The following is a 19956-nucleotide window of genomic DNA, read 5'->3' on the forward strand; positions in this document are numbered from 1 at the left end:
GCCGGCCTTTAGCTATCAATTTGGTAGCTAACGCCGTTGCAGTGCCGAACCGACCGCCGGCTCCGGCACGCCGATCAACCCTGCTTCCGCGCCCGCACCACCGTCGCGATCTGCGTCTGCGGCTGGATGTCGGTGTACGCCGAAACGTCCTTCCGGATCGCTTTGGCATGCGGCGCGAAGGCGGTCTGGAACGACGCCATCGATTCGAAGTACATGTGCACCGCCGCCACGAAGGGCGGTTGGCTGCCGGGTGCGGCGCCGGCCAGGCCCTGGTCGATCTCCACATCCAGCAGCGCTGCGCCGAGAAGCTCGGCGATCATCGCCACGTGGCGGTCGACGTAGTAGTCCATGTCGAAGCGGGCGCCTTCGGCGGCGGGGTAGAGCACGCTGACCTTGATCATGGGGGTGTCCTAGGATGTAGTTTGAAGATGTGGAAGAACCGTCGCGAGCGGCCCGGGTGTGCAGTGAGGACCGGAACCGACCTTGGGTACGGTGAGGACCGGATCCGCGCCATCGGGTTGCGCAGCAGGCTCTCTCACGTCTGCTTGGCTACGAGCGTCAGGATGTCGTAGCTGGCGACGATCTCGTCGTGCTGGTTGGTGACGGCCACGTCCCAGGCCACGACGCCCTGGCCCTGGCCGTTGGCGTCCTTCTTCTGCCGGTCGGTCTTGCGCTTGCAGGTGAGCCGGGCGCGGATGGTGTCGCCGATGGCGACCGGTTTCACGAAGCGCAGCGTATCGAGCCCGTAGTTGGCCAGCACCGGCCCCGGCGCGGGCGAGACGAAGAGCCCCGCCGCGGCCGACAGCACGAAGTACCCGTGCGCGATGCGCTGGCCGAAGGGCGATGCGCGCGCCGCGATCTCGTCGAAGTGCATGTAGAAATAGTCGCCCGAGATGCCGCCGAAGGCGACGATGTCGGCCTCGCCCACGGTGCGGCGGTGGGTCAGCAGCGAGTCGCCGATCTGCAGCTCCTCGAAGTGCTTGCGGAACGGGTGCAGCGCGCTCTCCTGCACCGCGGCGCCCCGCAGGTATTCGCCGGTGATCGCCGCGATCATGTTGGGCGAACCCTGCACCGCGGTGCGCTGCAGGTAGTGCTTCACCGCGCGGATGCCGCCCAGCTCCTCGCCGCCGCCGGCGCGGCCGGGGCCGCCGTGCTTCAACTGCGGCAGCGGCGAGCCGTGGCCGGTGGATTCGGCCGCCGCTTCGTGGTCGAGCACCAGCAGCCGGCCGTGCAGCGCCGCCACCTGGGGCACCACCGCCGCGGCGATGCGCGGATCGCGCGTCACCAGCGTGCCGACCAGGCTGCCGCGGCCGCGCGCGGCCAGGGCCATCGCCTCGTCGATGCCGTCGTAGGGCATCAGGGTGCTGACCGGGCCGAAGGCCTCGATGTCGTGCGCCGCGTCGTGCTCCAGCGGCCTGCGGCTCAGCAGCAGCGTGGGCGCGAAGAACGCGCCTTCGGCCACGCCCTCGCCCACCGGCGCGAAACCGTCCTGCGCGCCGAAGACCTGCTCGGCGCCCTGCAGCAACGCGGCCACCCGCTCGGCCACGTCGGCCTGCTGGGCGTGGGAGGCGAGCGCGCCCATGCGCACGTCGTCGCGTGCCGGGTCGCCGACCACCACCTTCGCCAGACGGGCGCGCAGCCGCTCGACCACCGCATCGAGGTGCCGGCGGGGCACGATGGCGCGGCGGATCGCGGTGCATTTCTGGCCGGCCTTGGTGGTCATCTCGCGGGCCACTTCCTTCACGAAGAGGTCGAACTCCTCGTCGTCGGGCGTCACGTCGGGCGCCAGGATCGCGCAGTTGAGCGAGTCGGCCTCGGCGTTGAACGGGACCGACTGGCGCACCAGGTTCGGATGCACCCGCAGCTTCGCCGCGGTGTCGGCCGAGCCGGTGAAGGTGACGACGTCGGAGCCGACCAGCCGGTCGAGCAGATCGCCGGTGCCGCCCACCACCAGCTGCAAACTCCCCTCGGGCAGCAGGCCCGATTCGACGATCAGCCGCACCGCGGCCTCGGTCAGGTAACTGGTGGCGGTGGCGGGCTTGCCGATGCAGGGCATGCCGGCCAGGAAGCTGGGCGCGAACTTCTCCAGCAGGCCCCACACCGGAAAGTTGAACGCATTGATGTGCACCGCCACCCCGCGCCGCGGCACCAGGATGTGGGTGCCGGCGAAGCCGCCCTTCTTGCCCAGCGGCATCGCCGGGCCTTCGTGCACCAGGTCGCCCGAGGGCAGCTCGGCGCTGCCCATGCTTGCATAGGCGAAGAGCGTGCCGGCACCGCCTTCGATGTCGATCCAGCCATCGGCCCGGGTGGCGCCGGTGGCGGTGGAGAGCGCATACAGCGTCTCCTTGCGCTCTGTCAGGTACTTGGCCAGGGCCTTGAGCCGTTCGGCGCGCTGCTGGAAATCCAGCGCCAGCAACCCGGGCAGGCCGACAGTGCGCGCGTGGTGCAGCGCCTCGGCGAAGTCGGGCGTCTCTGCGTGGGTATGGGCCACGGTGGTGCCGTCGATGGCGCTGCGCAGCGCCTGGGCGGCCTGTTGGCCGACCCAGCGGCCGCCGATGTAGCTTTGGAGGGTACGTGTCATGGAGATGCTCAGTGCTTGGTGCCGATGCCGAGGTAGGTGTCGATGATCCGTTGGTCGTGCAGCAGCTCGCGCGCCGGGCCTTCGAGCGCGACGGCGCCGGTCTCCAGCACATAGCCGCGGTCGGCCACCTGCAGCGCGGCCCGGGCGTTCTGCTCCACCAACAGCACCGACACGCCGTGCTGCCGCAGCGACGACACCACCTGCAGCACCTCGCGCACGATCAGCGGGGCCAGGCCGAGGGAGGGCTCGTCCAGCATCAGGAGCCGCGGCCGGGCCATCAGCGCGCGGCCGATCGCCAGCATCTGGCGCTCGCCGCCCGACAGGGTCGAGGCCATCTGCGGCCGCCGTTCGCGCAACCGCGGGAAGATCTCGAAGACCTCCTGCATCCGCGCCTTCTGGTCCCGCTGGCCCTTGCGCCAGCGGTAGAAGCCGCCGAGCAGCAGGTTGTCCTCGACCGACATCTCGCCGAACAGCTCGCGCCGCTCGGGCACCAGCGCCACGCCGCGCGCCACCAGCGCCTCGACGCTCGGCCGGGCGATCCGCTCGCCCGCCAGCGTCAGGCTGCCGGTGGAGGGGAGCAGGCCCATCGCCGCGCAGAGCAGCGTCGTCTTGCCGGCCCCGTTGGGGCCGATCACGGTGACGATCTCGCCCTCGTCCACCTGCAGGGCGATGTTGTGCACCGCCTCCACCGTCCGGTAGGAGACGCAGAAATCCTCAAGTCGCAATACCGTGTTCATGGGCGATGTGTCCTGCATGCCGTTGCTTCGTAGGGAGGCCGCTGCGCACGGCCGCCCGAAGCGGCCGGCCTGCCCCCGGAAGGGGGTTGGCGCAGCGACACGCAGTGCGCGCAGCCTGGGGGAGAGCTCATACCGCGCCACCTAAGTAGGCATCCAGTACCCGCTGGTTGCTTTGGATGTCGCTCGGCGTGCCTTCGGCGATCACGGTGCCGAACTCGAAGACGGTGATCCGGTCGGCCAGGTTCATCACGAACTCCATGTCGTGTTCCACCACCAGGATGCCCAGGCCTTCTGCCCGCAGCTGCGACAGCAGGTCGGCCAGCGCGCGTTTTTCCAGGTGGCGCAGGCCGGCGGCGGGTTCGTCGAGCAGCAGCAGCACCGGCTGGCCGGCCAGGGCGCGGGCGATCTCCACCACCCGCTGCTGGCCCAGCGCCAGCGATGCGGCCGGCGTGTCGGCGTGCGCCCCCAGGCCGCAGCGCACGATCTGGGCACGGGCCTCGGCCAGCACCGCGGACTCTTCCGCGCGGTCGAGCCGCAGCATCGAGGCGACCCAGCCGCGCCGCGCCCGGCCGTGGGCGCCGAGCGCCACGTTCTCGACCACGCTGCGCTGGCCCAGCAGCCGCACATGCTGGAACGTGCGGCCCAGGCCCAGCGCGGCGAAGGCACGCGACGGCCGGCCGGCCATCGGCTGCTCCAGCACCCGCACCTCGCCCTCGGTAGGGTCGGCCACGCCCGAGACCATGTTGAAGAAGGTGCTCTTGCCTGCGCCGTTGGGGCCGATCAGCGCATGGATTTCGCCGGCCCTGACGTTCATCGTCACCGCGTTGTTGGCGACCAGCCCGCCGAAGCGCTTGGTGACGCCGGTGGCCTGCAGCAGCACCTGCCCCGCGGCCGGCGTGGGCCGCCGCGCCAGCGCGGCGCCCTGGTGGGCGACGCGTGGCGCGTCGGGCTTCAGCCAGCGGCCGCCGAGGCGCGCGAAGGTGGGCCACAGCCCGTCGGCGAAGCGCTGCAGCACGAAGAGCATCAGCAGGCCGAAGACGATCACCTCGAAGTTGCCGCTGGTGCCGAGCAGGCTGGGCAGCACGTCCTGCAGCTTCTCCTTCAACAGCGTGATGACGGTGGCGCCCAGCACCGCGCCCCAGAGGTGGCCGGCTCCGCCGACCACCGCCATGAAAAGGTACTCGATGCCGATGTTGAGGTTGAACGGCGTCGGGTTCACGAAGCGCTGCATGTGGGCATAGAGCCAGCCCGAGATGGCGGCCATCAGCGCGGCCAGCACGAAGAGCTTGATCCGGTAGCGGGCGGTGTCGACGCCCATCGATTCGGCCATCACCCGGCCGCCTTTCAGCGCGCGAATGGCCCGGCCTTCGCGCGAATCCAACAGGTTGTGCAGCAGCCACAGCGCCACCAGCAGCACCGCCCAGATGACGATGCCCAGCGCCCGCGGCGAGGCCAGCGACCAGCCGGCCACCACCAGCGCCGGCACGCCGGTGATGCCGGTCTGCCCGCCCAGGAACTGCATGTTGCCGAACAGGTAGTACAGGCTCAGGCCCCAGGCGATGGTGCAGAGCGGCAGGTAGTGGCCCGAGAGCTTGACCGTGACCGCGCCCAGCGTCCACGCCACCGCGAAGGTGATCGCCAGCCCCAGCAGCAGCCCGACCCAGGGCAGGCCCGCCATGCCGACCAGCCCGCCCAGGAACGCGACCGAGGCCGGCGCGGTGCAGACCCAGGCCGTCGCGTAGGCCCCCACGCCGACGAACGCGGCCTGGCCGAAGGAGGTCATGCCGCCCACGCCGGTGAGCATCACCAGGCCCGCGGCGACGATCGAGTACAGGCCGATGTAGCTCATCACCACCATGGTGAACTCGGGCAGGAAGCCCCACGCCACGGCGAGCACCGCCACGCCCAGCAGCGTGAGCTGCCGGCGGGTGACGAGGCCGCGCGAGGCTTGCGAAGACTGCGAGGAGGCGCCTGCGGGCGCCTCGGTGTGCGACACGGGCGCGCTCATTCCTCGTCCTCCACATGCACGCTGTGCAGCGACCGCCACCACAGCACCGGAATGATCAGGGTGAACACCAGCACCTCCTTGAACGCGCTGGCCCAGAACGACGAGAACGACTCCAGCTGCCCCACCAGCAGCGCGCCGGCCAGCGCCAGCGGATAGCTCGCCAGCCCGCCCACGATGGCGGCGACGAAGCCCTTCAGGCCGATCAGGAAGCCGGTGTCGTAGTAGACGGTGGTGAGCGGCGCGATCAGCAGCCCCGACACGACGCCGATCAGCGCGGCCAGGGCGAAGCTGATGTCGCCCGACAGCTCCGTCGGGATGCCCATCAGCCGTGCGCCAACCCGGTTGATCGCGGTGGCCCGCAGCGCCTTGCCGATCATCGAGCGGCCGAAGAACACGAACAGCAGCAGCACCAGCGCCAGCGTGGTCCCCACCACCACCAGCGACTGCCCCGACACCTGCATGCCGCCCAGCTCGAAGCGGGCATCCGAGAACGCCGGCGTGCGCGAACCCTCGGCGCCGAAGAACAGCAGCCCCAGCCCGATCAGCACCCCGTGCAGCGCCACCGACACGATCAGGAGCGTGAGCACCGTCGCATGGGCCAGCGGCCGGAAGGCCAGGCGGTACAGCAGCGGGCCCAGCGGCACGATCAGCACCACCGTGGCGAACGCTTGCGCGGCCAGCCCCGACGGCTTCCAGACCAGGAGCAGCACGCAGGCCAGCGCGGGCAGGGCCACGCACCAGACCAGCGCAGACGTCCAGTCCACCGCCGCCCCGCGCTTCCAGCGCCAGGCCTCGACCACCAGCACCACGGCCGCCAGCGCCAGCAACAGCCACAGCGTCGCCGGCACCTTGCCCGCCTGCAGCATCGCCATCGACAGCGCCCCGAAGGCGACGAACTCGCCCTGCGGAATGAAGATGACCCGCGTCACCGAAAACACCAACACCAGCGCCAGGGCCATCAGCCCGTACACCGCACCGTTGATGAGGCCGTCCTGCGCCAGGAGCAGGGCGATCTGCGCATCCATGGATTGACTTTCAAGAAGGCCCTGCGGGCCGAAAACGCTGAACAGCAACTCCGCTGTCCCCGGGAACGCCGCGGAACCGGCTTGGCCGGACCGCAGGTGTTATGCCCACAAGGGGTTGCGAAGGCACGCCCTGCGATGTCCGCGCCACCCCATCAGGAACACCGCAGATCCGGCTTCGCCGGTCTGCCGGTGTTGCCCCCGGTAGGGGGTTGGCGAAGACACGAAGTGCGCAGCCTGGGGGCGAGCTTAAGGAACATATTTCCAGGTGCCGTTCTCGATCTTCACCATCACCCGCGCCCGCTGGTCCAGGCCCAGGTGGTCGGTCGGCGACATGGTGAAGATGCCGTGGGCGCCCGGCAGCTCCTTGGTCTGCTCCAGCGCATCGCGCAAGGCGGCACGGAACTCGGCCGTGCCCGGCTGCGCCTTCTTCAGCGCGACCGGTACCGCGGCGGTCATCAGCAGGCCGGCGTCCCACGCATGGGCGCCGAAGGTGGAGACGCTGCCCTTGCCGTTGGCGGCCTCGTAGGCGGTGACGTAGGCCTGCGCGCTCTTGCGCACCGGGTCGGAGGCGGGCAGCTGGTCGGCCACCAGCACCGGACCGGCGGGCAGGAAGGTGCCTTCCACGTCCTTGCCGCCCACGCGCAGGAAATCCGCGTTGGCCACGCCGTGGGTCTGGTAGATCTTGCCGGCGTAGCCGCGCTCCTTCAGCGCCTTCTGCGGCAGCGCGGCCGGGGTGCCCGAGCCGGCGACCAGCACCGCGTCGGGCTTGGCGGCGATCAGCTTCAGCGTCTGGCCGGTGACCGAGGTGTCGGTGCGGTTGAAGCGCTCGTTGGTCACCACCGTCAGGCCCTTCAGGCCCGCGGCCTTGGCGAACTCCTGCGACCAGCCTTCGCCGTACGCATCGGCGAAGCCGATGAAGCCGACGGTCTTTACGCCCGACTTCTGCATGTGCTCGGCGATCGCCAGCGACATCATGATGTCGTTCTGCGGCGTCTTGAAGACCCACTTGCGCTTGGCGTCCATCGGCTCGACGATACGGGCCGAGGCGGCCATCGAGATCATCGGCGTATTGGCCTCGGCGGCCACGTCGATCATCGCCAGCGATGCGGGCGTGACGGTCGAGCCGATGATGATGTCGACCTTGCTCTCGGTGATCAGCTTGCGCGCGTTGGCGACGGCGGCGGTGGTGTCCGACGCGTCGTCGAGCACGATGTAGTTGATCTTTTGGCCGCCGATGGTCTTGGGCATCAGGGCGATGGTGTTCTTCTCGGGGATGCCGAGCGAGGCGGCTGGGCCGGTGGCCGAGAGCGACACGCCCACGGTCACGTCGGCATGGGCGGACAGGGCGGCGGCGATCAGGCTGGCCAGAAGAAGGGGCTTCGCAAATTTCATTCGGTGTCTCCGGTGTTGTGAGAAAAACGATAGGGGCCTAGTGGACGGGAAGCGCGGGATTCCTGCATCGGGATCGACCCGCGTGCAGCATGGATCGTCGGTCAACGTTCATCGAAGGACAGCACCACCCGGTCGGTCAGCGGATGGGCCTGGCAGGCCAGCACGAAACCGGCGGCGACCTCCTTCTTGTCGAGGGCGAAATTGCGCTCCATGCGTACCTCGCCTTCGACCACCTTGGCACGGCAGGTACCGCAGACGCCCGAGGTGCAGGAGTACGGCACCTCCAACCCCGCGGCCGAGGCGGCGTCGAGGATGCTGGGCTGGCCCTTCTTGAATGGAATCTCGCGCTGCAGGCCGTCGCGCACGATGACGATGCGCGCCTGCTCGGCATCGCCTGCCTGCGGCGCGTGCAGCACCGCGCCGCCCGGTGCGGTGCCGGCCGGCGTGCCCGCCGGCAGTGCGACGCCGAAGCGCTCGATGTGGATGCGCTCCTCGGGCACGCCGGCGGCGAGCAATGCCGCCTCGGCCTCGTCGTTCATCTGGAACGGACCGCAGACGAAGACGTGGTCGATCTGCGCCGCCGGCACCACGCTCGCCAGGAACTCGCCGATCTTCTCGCGGTTCATCACGCCGTGGTTGAGCGGCGCGTCGGTGTGCTCGTCGGAGAAGACGTGCTGCAGCACCAGCCGCTGCATGTAGCGGTTCTTCAGGTCCTCGATCTCTTCCTTGAACATCGTGGACTGCAGCTGCCGGTTGCCGTAGACCAGGGTGAAGCGACTCAGCAGCTCCCGCGCCAGCACCGTCTTCATGATCGACAGGATGGGCGTGATGCCGCTGCCGCCGGCGATGCCCACGTGGTGGCGCCGCGCCGCCGGATCGAGCGGCACGAAGAAGCGGCCCTGCGGCGCCATCACGCTGACCGTGTCGCCCGGCTTCAGGTGCGTGTTGATCCACTGCGAGAACACGCCGCCGCGGACCTTGCGCACGCCGACCCGCAGCTCGCCGTCGTCCACGCCCGCGCAGATCGAATAGGAGCGGCGCAGGTCCTGCCCGTCGATCTCGGAGCGCAGCGTGAGGTACTGGCCCTGGGTGAAGGCGAAGGCATCGCGCAGGTCGGGCGGCACGTCGAAGGACACGACGACAGCCTCGGCCGTATCCGGCTGGACCGAACGCACGCGCAGGGGATGGAAGATGACGCTCATGGACCTGTCGCGGTTCAGATGGGTTTGAAATGTTCGAACGGCTCCCGGCACGCCATGCAGCGGTACAGGGCCTTGCAGGCGGTGGAGCCGAAGGCCGACAGCCGCTCGGTCTGCAGGCTGCCGCAGCGCGGGCAGGCCAGGCGCTCGGCCCCCGAGCGCCCGCCGAAGAAGCGGATCGGCACCGCCGCGCCCGGCTCCAGGTGGGCGGGCGGCGCGATGCCGTAGGCGGCGAGCTTGCGGCGGCCCTCGGCACTGATCCAGTCGGTGGTCCAGGCCGGCGCGCGCCGCAGCGTGACGCGGGCCGGCCCCAGGCCGGCGGCGGCCAGGGCGGCCAGCACGTCGGCCTCGATCGCCTCGGTGGCGGGGCAGCCGGAATAGGTCGGCGTCAGCACGATCTCCAGCCCCGCGCCCTCCCCCGCGTCGACCACCTCGCGCACGATGCCCAGGTCGCAGACCGAGACGGCCGGCACCTCCGGGTCGAGCACCGTGGCCAGCACGTCCCAGGCGGCCTGCACCCGCGGGCCGTGGACCGTCGGCTTAGACACGGCTTCGGCAGCGCTCACCAGACGCCTCCGGGATAGGCCCGCTGCAGGTACTGCATGTCGGTCAGGACGAAGCCCATGTGCTCGCTGTGCTGCCCGCGCTTGCCGTGGCTGCGGAAAGCCGAATCGGCCGGCACGGCCAGGCCGGCTTCGCCCACGATTTGCGCCATTTCCGAGCGCCAGCCGGCCTCCAGGTCGGACCAGAGCGGCCCCAGCCCGGCCTCGGCTGCGGCCCGGTCGGCCGCATCCACGTCGAACATCTCGGCCGCATAGCGCCACAGGTCGTGCAGCGCCGTCTCCATCCGCCGGCGGGATTCGGCCGTGCCGTCGCCCAGGCGCACCACCCAGTCGCCCGAATGCTGCTGGTGGTAGCGCGCTTCCTTCACCGCCTTGGCGGCGATGGCCGACAGCTCGGCATCGCTCGAATGCGCCAGCCGCTCCCAGAGCAGCTTGAGCCAGGTCGCAACCATGGCGTTGCGCAGCACGCCGAAGGCGAAGTCGCCGCGCGGCAACTCGGCGATGGTGAGGTTGAAATAGTCGCGCTCGTTGCGCAGGAAGGCCAGCCGGTCCTCGTCGTGTCCGCTCCCTTCCACCTCGCCTGCACGGGTCAGCAGCGCCCGGGCCTGGCCGACCAGGTCGAGCGCGATGTTGGCCATGGCGATGTCTTCCTCCAGCACCGGCGCGTGGCCGCACCACTCGCCGAGCCGCTGCGCCAGGATCAGGCAGGTGTCGCCGACGCGCAGCAGGTACTGGGTCTCGGGGGTGAGGCGGAGATCGATCGAGGCTTGCATGGCGATCTCCGGCTACATGTGGTCCACGGACTGCGGCAACGCGTAGAACGTCGGATGCCGGTACACCTTGTCCTCCGACGGATCGAAGTACATCTGCTTGTCGCCCGGGTCGCTCGCCACGATCTGGTCGGAGCGCACCACCCAGATGCTGCTGCCCTCCTGGCGGCGGGTGTAGACGTCACGCGCCATCTGGATGGCCATCTTCGGGTCGGCCGCATGCAGGCTGCCGCAGTGCTTGTGGTCCAGGCCTGCCTTGCTGCGGACGAACACTTCCCACAGGGGCCATTCGGTGCCGGGGGCAGGAGAAGGGGAGTCGGTCATCGGGATCCTTGTTTTTTCGGGGTGTCGGTCGCTCAGGCCGCCAGGGCCGTGCGCTCCTGCTTCGCGGCATGGGCCAGGGCGGCGTCGCGGACCCAGGCACCGTCGTCCCAGGCCTTGACCCGGGTGGCCAGCCGCTCACGGTTGCAGGGGCCGTCGCCGCCGATCACCCGCCAGAACTCGCTCCAGTCGATGGCGCCGAAGTCGTGCGACTGGCGCTCCTCGTTCCACTTCAGGTCGGGGTCCGGCAGCGTCACGCCCAGGATGCGGGCCTGCTCCACCGCGCTGTCGATGAACTTCTGGCGCAGTTCGTCGTTGCTCACCCGCTTGATGCCCCAGCGCATCGACTGGGCACTGTTGGGCGACTGGTCGTCGGGCGGGCCGAACATCATGATCGACGGCCACCACCAGCGGTTCACCGCGTCCTGCACCATCGCCTTCTGCGCGTCGGTGCCCTGGGTCATCATCGTCAGCAGCGCCTCGTAGCCCTGGCGCTGGTGGAAGCTTTCTTCGCGGCAGATCCGGACCATGGCCCGGGCATACGGCGCATAGGAGCAGCGGCAGATCGGCACCTGGTTCATGATCGCCGCGCCGTCGACCAGCCAGCCGATGGTGCCCATGTCGGCCCAGGTCAGCGTGGGGTAGTTGAAGATCGAGCTGTACTTGGCCTTGCCGGAGTGCAGCGCCTCGAACATCTGGTCGCGCGAGGTTCCCAGCGTCTCGGCCGCGGCGTACAGGTACAGGCCGTGGCCGCCCTCGTCCTGCACCTTGGCCAGCAGGATGGCCTTGCGCTTGAGCGTCGGCGCGCGGCTGATCCAGTTGCCCTCCGGCAGCATGCCGACGATCTCCGAGTGGGCATGCTGGCTGATCTGCCGCACCAGCGTCTTGCGGTAGTGGTCGGGCATCCAGTCCTTGGCCTCGATGAAGTCGCCCGCGTCGATATGCGCGTCGAAGCGCTCCTGCAGCCGCAGCTCCTCGGTGGAGCGCACCGGCTTCTGGCGGGCATCGGCACTGTCCGCGTTCTGGCCGTCCTGGCCCATCGTGTCCATCGCCTGGGTGTACATGCGTTTCTCCTTCGGGGGTATTCGGTTGACGGGTGCGGCTCAGCGGGCGCGGGTGTCGACCACGCGCCGGGCCTTGCCGGTCTGGGTGCGCTCGATCGAATGGGGGTCGAACACCCGCACCCGGGTCGAGATGCCGACCAGCGTCTTGACCCGGTGCTGCACCCACTGCGCGATCGCGCTGCGGTCGGCGTCGGGCATCGGGCAGGCGCCGGGCTGCAGCTCGCAGTGCACCTCCACCTCGTCCATCAGGCCGGTGCGGCTCACATGCACCTGGTAGAGGCCCGAGAGCTGCCGGTGCGCCAGCACGATCTCCTCGACCTGCGTGGGAAACACGTTGACGCCGCGGATGATCATCATGTCGTCGCTGCGGCCGACGATCTTGCCCATGCGGCGGAACGAGCGCGAGGTGGGCGGCAGCAGCCGGGTGAGGTCACGGGTGCGGTAGCGGACGATCGGCATCGCCTCCTTGGTGAGCGAGGTGAACACCAGCTCACCCTCTTCCCCGTCGGCCACCAGCGCGCCGGTATCGGGGTCGATGATCTCGGGATAGAAATGGTCTTCCCACACCACCGGGCCGTCCTTGCTCTCGATGCATTCGCTGGCCACGCCCGGGCCCATGACCTCCGACAAGCCGTAGATGTCGACCGCGTCGATGCCGGCCTTGGTTTCGATGTCGTGGCGCATCGCCTCGGTCCAGGGCTCGGCGCCGAATATGCCCAGCTGCAGCGAACTGTCGCGCGCATCCAGCCCCTGGCGCGCGAACTCTTCGATGATCACCTGCATGTAGCTGGGCGTGACCATGATGATCGACGGCTGGAAGTCGCGGATCAGCTGCACCTGCTTCTCGGTCTGCCCGCCCGACACCGGGATCACGGTGCAGCCTGCACGCTCTGCGCCGTAGTGCGCGCCCAGGCCGCCGGTGAACAGGCCGTAGCCGTAGGCGATGTGGATCAGGTCGCCCGGCCTGCCGCCCGCGGCGCGGATCGAGCGCGCGACCAGCTCGGCCCAGGTGTCGATGTCGTTCCTGGTGTAGCCCACCACCGTCGGCTTGCCGGTGGTGCCCGACGATGCATGGATGCGTGCCACCTGCTCGCGCGGCACCGCGAACATGCCGAAGGGGTAGTTCTCCCGCAGGTCCTTCTTCACGGTGAACGGGAACTTCGCCAGGTCGGAGAGCTGCTGCAGGTCGTCCGGGTGCACGCCGTGCGCGTCGAAGGCCTGGCGGTAGTGCGGCACGTGGGCATACGCCCGCTGCAGCGTGGCCTGCATCCGCTGCAGTTGCAGCGCGGCGATCTCGTCGCGGCTGGCGGTTTCGATGGGCGACAGGTCGCCGGGGCGGGGTTGCTGCACGGGCATGGTGGTGGCTCGGTTGGCTGAGGCGGCGGAGGGGGCGGCGTCAGGCGGCGGGCACCGCCGGCCGGCCCTTGGCGGTGTAGGAGCGGCCGCGGAAGATGGCGATACGCTCGCCGCGCTCGTTGGTGACCACGGTGTCGTAGACGCCGGTGCGGCCGGCTTTCGACACCTCGTCGCAGCGGGCCGTCAGCAGGTCGTCCAGGCGCGCAGGCGCCAGGAAGTCGATGCCGAATCCGGATGCGACGGTGAGCTCGTCGTACGAATTGCAGGCGAAGGCGAAGGCCGAATCGGCCAGCGTGGCGATCAGGCCGCCGTGGCAGGTGCCGTGCCCGTTGAGCATGTCCTGGCGCACCCGCATCGCGAGCGTCGCGGTGCCGGGCGCGATCTGCAGCACCTCCATGCCCAGAGCCCGGGTGGCGTGGTCGGTGCGCAGCATGCTGTCGCGCACGCGCTCGGCCGTCCGCTGGGGGGTGGTGTCGGGCATGGCGGTCGTGCGCTCAGCGTTCGGTGAAGCGCGGCGCGCGCTTCTGGCGGAAGGCATCGACGCCCTCCAGGTAATCGGGCGCGGTACCCAGCGCGCTCTGCAGCGCGGCCTCGTTCGCCAAGGCGGTGGCCAGGTCCATGCCGTGCGCGGCCGCCAGGGCGTGCCGGGTGGCGACCAGCGCCCGCAACGGCATGCCGGCCAGACGCTCGGCCAGCGCCGCAGCGGCGTCGGGCAGCGCCGCGTCGTCCACGCACTGCCAGATCAACCCGATGCGGGCCGCCTCTTCCGCCGGCAGCTTGTCGCCCAGCAGCGCCAGGCCCATCGCCCGCGCATGGCCGACCAGCCGCGGCAGCAGCCAGGTGCCGCCGGTGTCTGGCACCAGGCCGATCTTGGAGAAGGCCTGGATGAAGCTGGCCGAGCGCGCCGCCAGCACCATGTCGCAGCACAGCGCCAGGTTGGCGCCGGCACCGGCGGCGACGCCGTTCACCGCGGCCACTACCGGCACCGGCATCGCGCGGATGCGTTCCACCAGCGGCGTGTAGTGGTCGGCGATCAGCCGGCCCAGGTCGCTGCCCGGGGCGGCGGCCGCGTCGCCCAGGTCCTGCCCGGCACAGAAGCCGCGGCCGGCGCCGGTGAGGACCACGCAGCGCACCGTGCCGTCGTCGGCCGCCGCGTCCAGTGCCGCGCGCAGTTCGGCATGCAGGGCCGCATTGAAGCTGTTCATCGCCGTGGGGCGGTTCAGCGTCAACGTGGCGACCGAGGCGGTACGGCTGACCAGGACGAGGGATTCGGACATGGGGTTCCTGCTGCGAATGCGAGGGCCGGCGGGGTGCTACAACGAGGTCAAACACTATTGACCGACCGGACGGTAGATTTTAGGATCGACGCTGGAACCGATGCAAGTACACCGGCCGGATTTCGGCCTAGCGAAAACCCTAGCCACCCCAAGGAGCTTCCGACATGCCCTGCTATTCCATCGACGGCGTGGTCCCGGTCGTCGACCCGACCGCCTACGTCCATCCCATGGCGGTCCTGATCGGCGACGTGGTCGTCGGGCCGCACTGCTACGTGGGCCCCGGCGCCAGCCTGCGCGGCGATTTCGGCCGCATCGTGCTGCAGCGCGGCTCCAACATCCAGGACAACTGCACGGTGCACGGCTTCCCCGAGCAGGACACGGTGGTCGAGGAAGACGGCCATGTCGGCCACGGCACGGTGCTGCACGGCTGCGTGGTGCGGCGTGGCGCACTGGTCGGCATGAACGCGGTGGTGATGGACGAGGCCGAGGTCGGCGCGCAGGCGATCGTGGCGGCCTGCGCCTTCGTGCCGGCCGGCATGCGGGTTCCGCCGCGCAGCCTGGTCGCCGGCCTGCCGGCCAAGCTGCGGCGCGAACTGAGCGACGACGAGATCGCCTGGAAGCACGAAGGCACCCTGACCTACCAGGACCTCACCCGCCGCTGCCTGGCGACGATGGCCGAAGTGGCCCCCCTGCCCGCGCCCGAAGCCGGGCGCCCCCGGGTGCAGCCGGCGGCGGTGAAGTCGCTCATCGCCACCAGGCGCGGCTGAATCATCGCGCGCTGGTGCACCATCGCACCCTTACTCCCCTGCCCCGAGAACCCCTGACATGCCGCGCGGACGATCAGCCAGCTACGACGACCAACGCACCCTGATCCTGGAGCGGGCCGCGGCCCTCTTCGCGAAGCACGGCTACCCGTCCACCTCGATGAACCAGGTGGCGCAGGCCTGCGAGCTGTCGAAGGCCACGCTCTACCACTACTACCGCGACAAATACAGCCTGCTTGTCAGCATCGCCGACGGCCATGTGTCGCGGCTGGCCGCGCTGGTGGACGACGAGGCCACGCTGGCCCTGGACAGCGAGGCGCGCCTGCGCCACCTGATCCACCGCATCGTTGAGGAATACGCCGGCGCCCAGGACGCGCACCGGGTGCTGACCGAGGACGTGCGCTTCCTGGAGCCGCAAGACCGCGAACGGGTGCTGGGCAAGGAGCGCCGCGTGGTGGCGGGTTTCGCAGACGCCGTGGCCCAGGTGCGGCCCGGCGCGCCCGGCGCACCGCTCGCCAAGCCGCTCACCATGCTGCTGTTCGGCATGGTCAACTGGATGTTCACCTGGATGAAGCCCGACGGCGCACTCAGCCATGCGGCCATGGGCCCGATCGTGGCCGACCTGTTCCTGGGCGGCATCGGGAAGGTGCAGTTGCCGCCGGCCGCCGTGCCGCAGGCTGCGCCGGAACCGTAGGGGCGCGCACGCGGTCGGGGACGGCCCGCCGGCCCACCGTTAAGGCAGGGTTCAGTCGAAACCGCGACCCTCCGCGGCATGGAACGTTTTTCGAACAGGGGCCTGGGCCTGGCCACGGCTGCATGCGCGCTGGCCCTGCTGGCTTGGGACGCCACCGGGCTCGACATGCCGCTGGCCCACCTCTTCGGCGGCCCTGCCGGTTTTCCGCTGCAGGACCACTGGCTGCTGACCCGGGTGCTGCACAGCGGCGCCCGCAACCTGGCGTGGATCGTGGTCGCGCTGCTGTGGGTGGGCGTGTGGCATCCGGTGGGCAGCCTGCGGCGCATCGCCTTCGGCCGCCGGCTGCAGTGGGCGATCACCACCCTGGCCGCGGTGACCGCGATCAGCCTGCTCAAGGCGGCCAGCACCACCAGCTGCCCCTGGAGTCTGAGCGACTTCGGCGGCGTGGCGCATTACCGGTCGCACTGGGCGAATCTGTTCGGCTCCGACGGGGGCAGCGGCGGCTGCTTTCCGGCCGGGCATGCCTCGACCGGCTTCGCTTTCCTGGGCGGCTACTTCGCCTACCGGCATACGGATGCCCGGCGGGCGCGGGCGTGGCTGGTCGGCGCGCTGGTCGCCGGCCTGGTGCTGGGGGTCGCGCAGCAGATGCGCGGCGCCCATTTCATGAGCCATACGCTGTGGAGCGGCTGGGTCTGCTGGTGCGTGGCCTGGGGTGTCGAGGCGGTGGCGCAACGTCTCCGGGGCCGCGACCCTGTCGCGACGGGCCGTGCGGCGGTGGCCGCCAACGCCGTCCACCGCGTCCCGGCGGACGGGCGATGACGATGGGCCAGTTCCCCGATCCGGCACGGCCCATGCCCGCCGCCTCCTCCGCATCGTCTCTGCGCACCCGGGGTGCCATGCTGTGCCTGCTGTCGGTCCTGGCGCTGCTGGTGCTGGCCCGCGATGCGGCCACCCACCAGGGCCTGGCCCGCTACGACCGGGCGGTGTCGCTGCTGCTGCACAACGCCGGCACGCCGCTCCACGCCCAGCTGCTCGGCGGGGTGACCGCCCTGCACAGCACGCTCGGCATCCTGGGCATGGGCGCTCTCCTGGCCGCCTGCCTGCTGCGCCGCGGAGAAAAGGCGTGGCTGGCGCTGTGGTGCATGGTGGTCCCCGCCGGCATGCTGGCCAACCTGGCGCTGAAGCACCTGGTCCGCCGGCCCCGCCCGTCGTTCGACGGTGCCCTGCCGCACCTGTCGAACTTCAGCTTTCCCAGCGGGCACACCACCGGTGCGGCGCTGTTCTACGGGTTCCTGGTGCTGTACGGGCTGGGTCGAACGGCGCAAGCCCCGCGGCGGTGGCTCTTAGTGTTGGCCGCCTGTGCCATGACCGCCCTGGTGGCGTTCAGCCGGGTGTACCTGGGCTTCCATTTTCCGAGCGATGTGGCAGCGTCGGTGGTGCTGGCGCTGGCGTGGACCGGCGGCGTGCTGGCGATCGCAGGCCTGCCGACCCGGCCTGCGCTGTCGAAAGCCTGAATCCCTGTGCTTGACGGCGGGCGACCAGGATGCGCCCACCGGGCAGGGCGCGGCTCGTGATTCATGGCAACCGGCAAAATGGGCGACAGCCGCCTTGCCCGTCCCCGCCGCCGCAACACCCATATGCCCCATGCCGCGGTACCGGGGCCTACACCCGTCCGGATACCCATGAAACTCGCCACCTGGAACATCAACTCCCTCACCGTCCGCCTGCCGCAGGTGCTCGACTGGCTGGCCGCCAATCCGGTCGACGTGCTGTGCCTGCAGGAGTTGAAGCTCACCGACGACAAGTTCCCCCTGGATGCGTTGCAGGCGGTGGGCTACCACAGCGCGGTTTTCGGACAGAAGACCTACAACGGCGTGGCGATCCTGAGCCGCGCGCCGATGACCGAGGTGGAGCGCAACATCACCGGCTTCGACGATCCGCAGTCGCGGGTGATCGCGGCCACGGTGGAGACGGCCGATGGCCCGCTGCGCGTGGTCAACGGCTACTTCGTCAACGGCCAGGAGCCGGGCTCCGACAAGTTCGCCTACAAGATGCAGTGGCTCGATGCGCTCAACGCGCAGATCAAGGCGCAGCTGGCGGCCTACCCGCGGCTGGTGGTGCTGGGCGACTTCAACGTGGCGCCCGAAGACCGCGATTCCTTCGACCCCGACGGCCTGCGCGACACCATCCACCACACGGTGGAGGAGCGCGCCCACTTCCGCGCGCTGCTCGACCTGGGCCTGACCGACGCGTTCCGCATGTTCGAGCAGCCCGAGAAGAGCTTCTCGTGGTGGGACTACCGGATGCTCGGCTTCCAGAAGAACCGTGGCCTGCGGATCGACCACATCCTGGTGAGCGATGCGCTCAAGCCGCTGGTGAAGGCCTGCACCATTGACCGGGCGCCGCGCAAGAACAAGCAGCCCAGCGACCACACGCCGGTGATGCTGGAAATCTAATTGCTATATTTTTCATAGCTAGAAGCCGGCTTCGGACGCCGGCTGCAGCCACTATTTTTTCGAAATCGGGGTGACGCGGCCCGGCATGGACGAGCCGCAACGCCCCCTGCAACCAGCACCGACCGGACGGCCGGCCTGCCCTACTCCAGTCCCAGCTCCTGGATCTTGCGGGTGATGGTGTTGCGGCCGATGCCCAGCTTCTGCGCGGCCTCGATGCGGCGGCCGCGGGTGCTGGCCAGCGCCGACAGGATCAGGCGCGATTCGAAGCGCCGGGTGAGCGCGTCCCACACGTCGTGGCGGCCTTCGCCCAGCAGGGCCAGCGCTTCGGTCTCCAGTCCCTGCTCCCAGCCGGAGGCCGAGGGCGCGTCGCCGGTGGCGGGCAACGCTGCCACGGCCGGCGCGGCAACGGCGGCGCCGCCGAAGACCGATTCCGAGATCGGCGGCCACACCGGGATGTGCGACGGCGCCGGGCTGGCCACCGGCGGCGCCACCGGTGCGGGTGCTGCGATGGCGGGGGCCGGCACATAGACCGCAGCGCCTTCGGCCAATGCCACCTCGGGCGGCAGGTCCTTCGGCTCGATGACCTGGGACGGCGCCATCACCGTCAGCCAGTGGCAGATGTTCTCCAGCTGGCGCACGTTGCCGGGAAAGTTGAAGTTGCTGAGCTGGGCCAGCGCCGCATCGGCGATGCGCTTGGGCTCCACTCCCAGTTGCTTGGCGCTTTGCTGCAGGAAATGCCGGGTGAGCGCGAACACGTCCTCGCGGCGCTCGCGCAGGGCCGGCAGCCGCAGACGGATCACGTTCAGGCGGTGGAACAGGTCCTCGCGAAACCCGCCGTCCTTGACGCGCTGCTCCAGGTCCTGGTGGGTGGCGGCGATGACCCGCACGTTGGTCTTCACCGCGCTGTGGCCGCCGACGCGGTAGAAGTGGCCGTCCGACAGCACCCGCAGCAGGCGGGTCTGCAGGTCGAAGGGCATGTCGCCGATCTCGTCGAGGAACAGCGTGCCGCCGTCGGCCTGCTCGAAGCGGCCGCGGCGCATCGTCTGCGCGCCGGTAAAGGCGCCGCGCTCGTGGCCGAAGAGTTCGGATTCGAGCAGGTCCTTCGGGATGGCCGCGGTGTTGATCGCGACGAAGGGACCGTTGGCGCGCGGCGAATGCTTGTGCAGCGCACGCGCCACCAGTTCCTTGCCCGAGCCCGATTCGCCGGTGATCATCACCGTGACGTTGCTCTGGCTCAGGCGGCCGATCGCGCGAAACACGTCCTGCATCGCGGGTGCCTGGCCCAGCATCTCGGGCGCCGCGGCCATGCGCTCCTCGGCCACTTCCTCGCGCTGGCTCTCCTCGACCGCGCGGCGGATCAGCTCCACCGCCTTGGGCAGGTCGAAGGGCTTGGGCAGGTACTCGAAGGCGCCGCCCTGGAATGCCGATACCGCGCTGTCGAGGTCGGAGAACGCGGTCATGATGATGACCGGCAGGCCGGGATGGCGTACCTTGACCTTCTCAAGCAGATCGAGGCCCGAGCCGCCCGGCATGCGGATGTCGCTCACCAGTATCTGCGGCCCCTGGTTGTCGGTGTCGTCGTCGCCGATCTCCTCCAGCGCGGCCAGCACCTCGCGCGGATTGGTGAAGCTGCGGGTGGGCAGGTCCTCGCGCAAAAGCGCCTTTTCCAGCACGAAGCGGATGGATTGGTCGTCGTCTACTATCCAGATCGGCTTCATGAATTGCGCTTGCCTCAGAGTCAGCTTGGGG

Annotated in this window: 20 protein-coding genes; 5 read left to right on the top strand and 15 right to left on the bottom strand. The window is 69.9% G+C overall.

Features of this window, described 5'->3' with window-relative positions; translation table 11 throughout:
- Window positions 1-74 precede the first annotated feature (74 nt).
- From ASE76_RS12455 to ASE76_RS12520, 14 genes are all read right to left on the bottom strand, one after another.
- Window positions 75-401, bottom strand: coding sequence for an EthD family reductase (locus tag ASE76_RS12455; protein ID WP_055839918.1), 327 nt, complete (start codon window positions 399-401; stop codon window positions 75-77).
- 134 nt (window positions 402-535) lie between these two features.
- Window positions 536-2581: a phenylacetic acid degradation bifunctional protein PaaZ gene (paaZ, locus tag ASE76_RS12460; RefSeq protein ID WP_055839921.1), complete on the bottom strand. Its 2046-nt coding sequence runs from the start codon at window positions 2579-2581 to the stop codon at window positions 536-538.
- Window positions 2582-2589: 8 nt separating this feature from the next.
- A complete protein-coding gene (locus tag ASE76_RS12465; protein WP_055839924.1) occupies window positions 2590-3318 on the bottom strand; it encodes an ABC transporter ATP-binding protein in 729 nt (242 codons plus the stop codon).
- A 127-nt stretch (window positions 3319-3445) separates the two neighbouring features.
- Window positions 3446-5326 (bottom strand): ATP-binding cassette domain-containing protein, encoded by a 1881-nt coding sequence (locus tag ASE76_RS12470; RefSeq protein WP_055839927.1) that lies wholly within the window; start codon window positions 5324-5326, stop codon window positions 3446-3448.
- Window positions 5323-6351 carry a branched-chain amino acid ABC transporter permease gene (locus ASE76_RS12475; RefSeq protein ID WP_055839930.1) on the bottom strand — a complete coding sequence of 343 codons (1029 nt, stop codon included), beginning with the start codon at window positions 6349-6351 and terminating at the stop codon, window positions 5323-5325. The genes ASE76_RS12470 and ASE76_RS12475 overlap by 4 nt, the downstream gene beginning before the upstream one ends.
- Window positions 6352-6597: 246 nt before the next feature.
- Window positions 6598-7743 carry an ABC transporter substrate-binding protein gene (locus ASE76_RS12480; RefSeq protein ID WP_055839934.1) on the bottom strand — a complete coding sequence of 382 codons (1146 nt, stop codon included), beginning with the start codon at window positions 7741-7743 and terminating at the stop codon, window positions 6598-6600.
- A 101-nt stretch (window positions 7744-7844) separates the two neighbouring features.
- Entirely contained in the window at window positions 7845-8945 is a 1101-nt protein-coding gene (gene paaE, locus ASE76_RS12485; protein ID WP_055839937.1) for a 1,2-phenylacetyl-CoA epoxidase subunit PaaE, read from the bottom strand.
- 14 nt (window positions 8946-8959) lie between these two features.
- Window positions 8960-9508 carry a 1,2-phenylacetyl-CoA epoxidase subunit PaaD gene (paaD, locus tag ASE76_RS12490; RefSeq protein WP_055839939.1) on the bottom strand — a complete coding sequence of 183 codons (549 nt, stop codon included), beginning with the start codon at window positions 9506-9508 and terminating at the stop codon, window positions 8960-8962.
- A complete protein-coding gene (gene paaC / locus ASE76_RS12495) occupies window positions 9505-10278 on the bottom strand; it encodes a 1,2-phenylacetyl-CoA epoxidase subunit PaaC (protein ID WP_055839943.1) in 774 nt (257 codons plus the stop codon). Before paaC ends, paaD begins: the two co-directional genes overlap by 4 nt.
- 12 nt (window positions 10279-10290) lie before the next feature.
- A complete protein-coding gene (paaB, locus tag ASE76_RS12500; RefSeq protein WP_055839945.1) occupies window positions 10291-10599 on the bottom strand; it encodes a 1,2-phenylacetyl-CoA epoxidase subunit PaaB in 309 nt (102 codons plus the stop codon).
- 32 nt (window positions 10600-10631) lie between these two features.
- Window positions 10632-11660, bottom strand: a complete 1029-nt coding sequence (gene paaA / locus ASE76_RS12505) for a 1,2-phenylacetyl-CoA epoxidase subunit PaaA (RefSeq protein ID WP_055839948.1) — start codon at window positions 11658-11660, stop codon at window positions 10632-10634.
- A gap of 39 nt (window positions 11661-11699) precedes the next feature.
- Window positions 11700-13016, bottom strand: coding sequence for a phenylacetate--CoA ligase PaaK (gene paaK / locus ASE76_RS12510; RefSeq protein ID WP_055839950.1), 1317 nt, complete (start codon window positions 13014-13016; stop codon window positions 11700-11702).
- Between the two features lie 40 nt (window positions 13017-13056).
- Complete coding sequence (gene paaI / locus ASE76_RS12515; RefSeq protein ID WP_055839952.1) at window positions 13057-13497, bottom strand: hydroxyphenylacetyl-CoA thioesterase PaaI; 441 nt, start codon at window positions 13495-13497, stop codon at window positions 13057-13059.
- A gap of 13 nt (window positions 13498-13510) precedes the next feature.
- Entirely contained in the window at window positions 13511-14293 is a 783-nt protein-coding gene (locus tag ASE76_RS12520; RefSeq protein ID WP_055839956.1) for an enoyl-CoA hydratase-related protein, read from the bottom strand.
- A 164-nt stretch (window positions 14294-14457) separates the two neighbouring features.
- Here ASE76_RS12520 and ASE76_RS12525 point away from each other — a divergent pair, with 164 nt between their 5' ends.
- The 5 genes from ASE76_RS12525 to xth all read left to right on the top strand — a co-directional run bounded on the left by ASE76_RS12525 (window position 14458) and on the right by xth (window position 18207).
- Window positions 14458-15060 carry a transferase hexapeptide repeat family protein gene (locus ASE76_RS12525; RefSeq protein ID WP_055839960.1) on the top strand — a complete coding sequence of 201 codons (603 nt, stop codon included), beginning with the start codon at window positions 14458-14460 and terminating at the stop codon, window positions 15058-15060.
- A 58-nt stretch (window positions 15061-15118) separates the two neighbouring features.
- Window positions 15119-15751 (top strand): TetR/AcrR family transcriptional regulator, encoded by a 633-nt coding sequence (locus tag ASE76_RS12530; RefSeq protein ID WP_055839963.1) that lies wholly within the window; start codon window positions 15119-15121, stop codon window positions 15749-15751.
- Window positions 15752-15829: 78 nt separating this feature from the next.
- Window positions 15830-16570, top strand: coding sequence for a phosphatase PAP2 family protein (locus ASE76_RS12535; protein ID WP_055839965.1), 741 nt, complete (start codon window positions 15830-15832; stop codon window positions 16568-16570).
- Between the two features lie 32 nt (window positions 16571-16602).
- On the top strand, window positions 16603-17265 hold the full coding sequence (locus tag ASE76_RS12540) for a phosphatase PAP2 family protein (protein WP_168389253.1): 663 nt from the start codon (window positions 16603-16605) through the stop codon (window positions 17263-17265).
- 168 nt (window positions 17266-17433) lie between these two features.
- Window positions 17434-18207 carry an exodeoxyribonuclease III gene (gene xth / locus ASE76_RS12545; RefSeq protein ID WP_055839972.1) on the top strand — a complete coding sequence of 258 codons (774 nt, stop codon included), beginning with the start codon at window positions 17434-17436 and terminating at the stop codon, window positions 18205-18207.
- 140 nt (window positions 18208-18347) lie between these two features.
- Here xth and ntrC read toward each other — a convergent pair whose 3' ends face one another.
- Window positions 18348-19925, bottom strand: a complete 1578-nt coding sequence (gene ntrC, locus ASE76_RS12550) for a nitrogen regulation protein NR(I) (RefSeq protein WP_055839975.1) — start codon at window positions 19923-19925, stop codon at window positions 18348-18350.
- Window positions 19926-19956 lie beyond the last annotated feature (31 nt).

This window comes from Xylophilus sp. Leaf220, assembly GCF_001421705.1.
Taxonomy (GTDB): domain Bacteria; phylum Pseudomonadota; class Gammaproteobacteria; order Burkholderiales; family Burkholderiaceae_C; genus Xylophilus.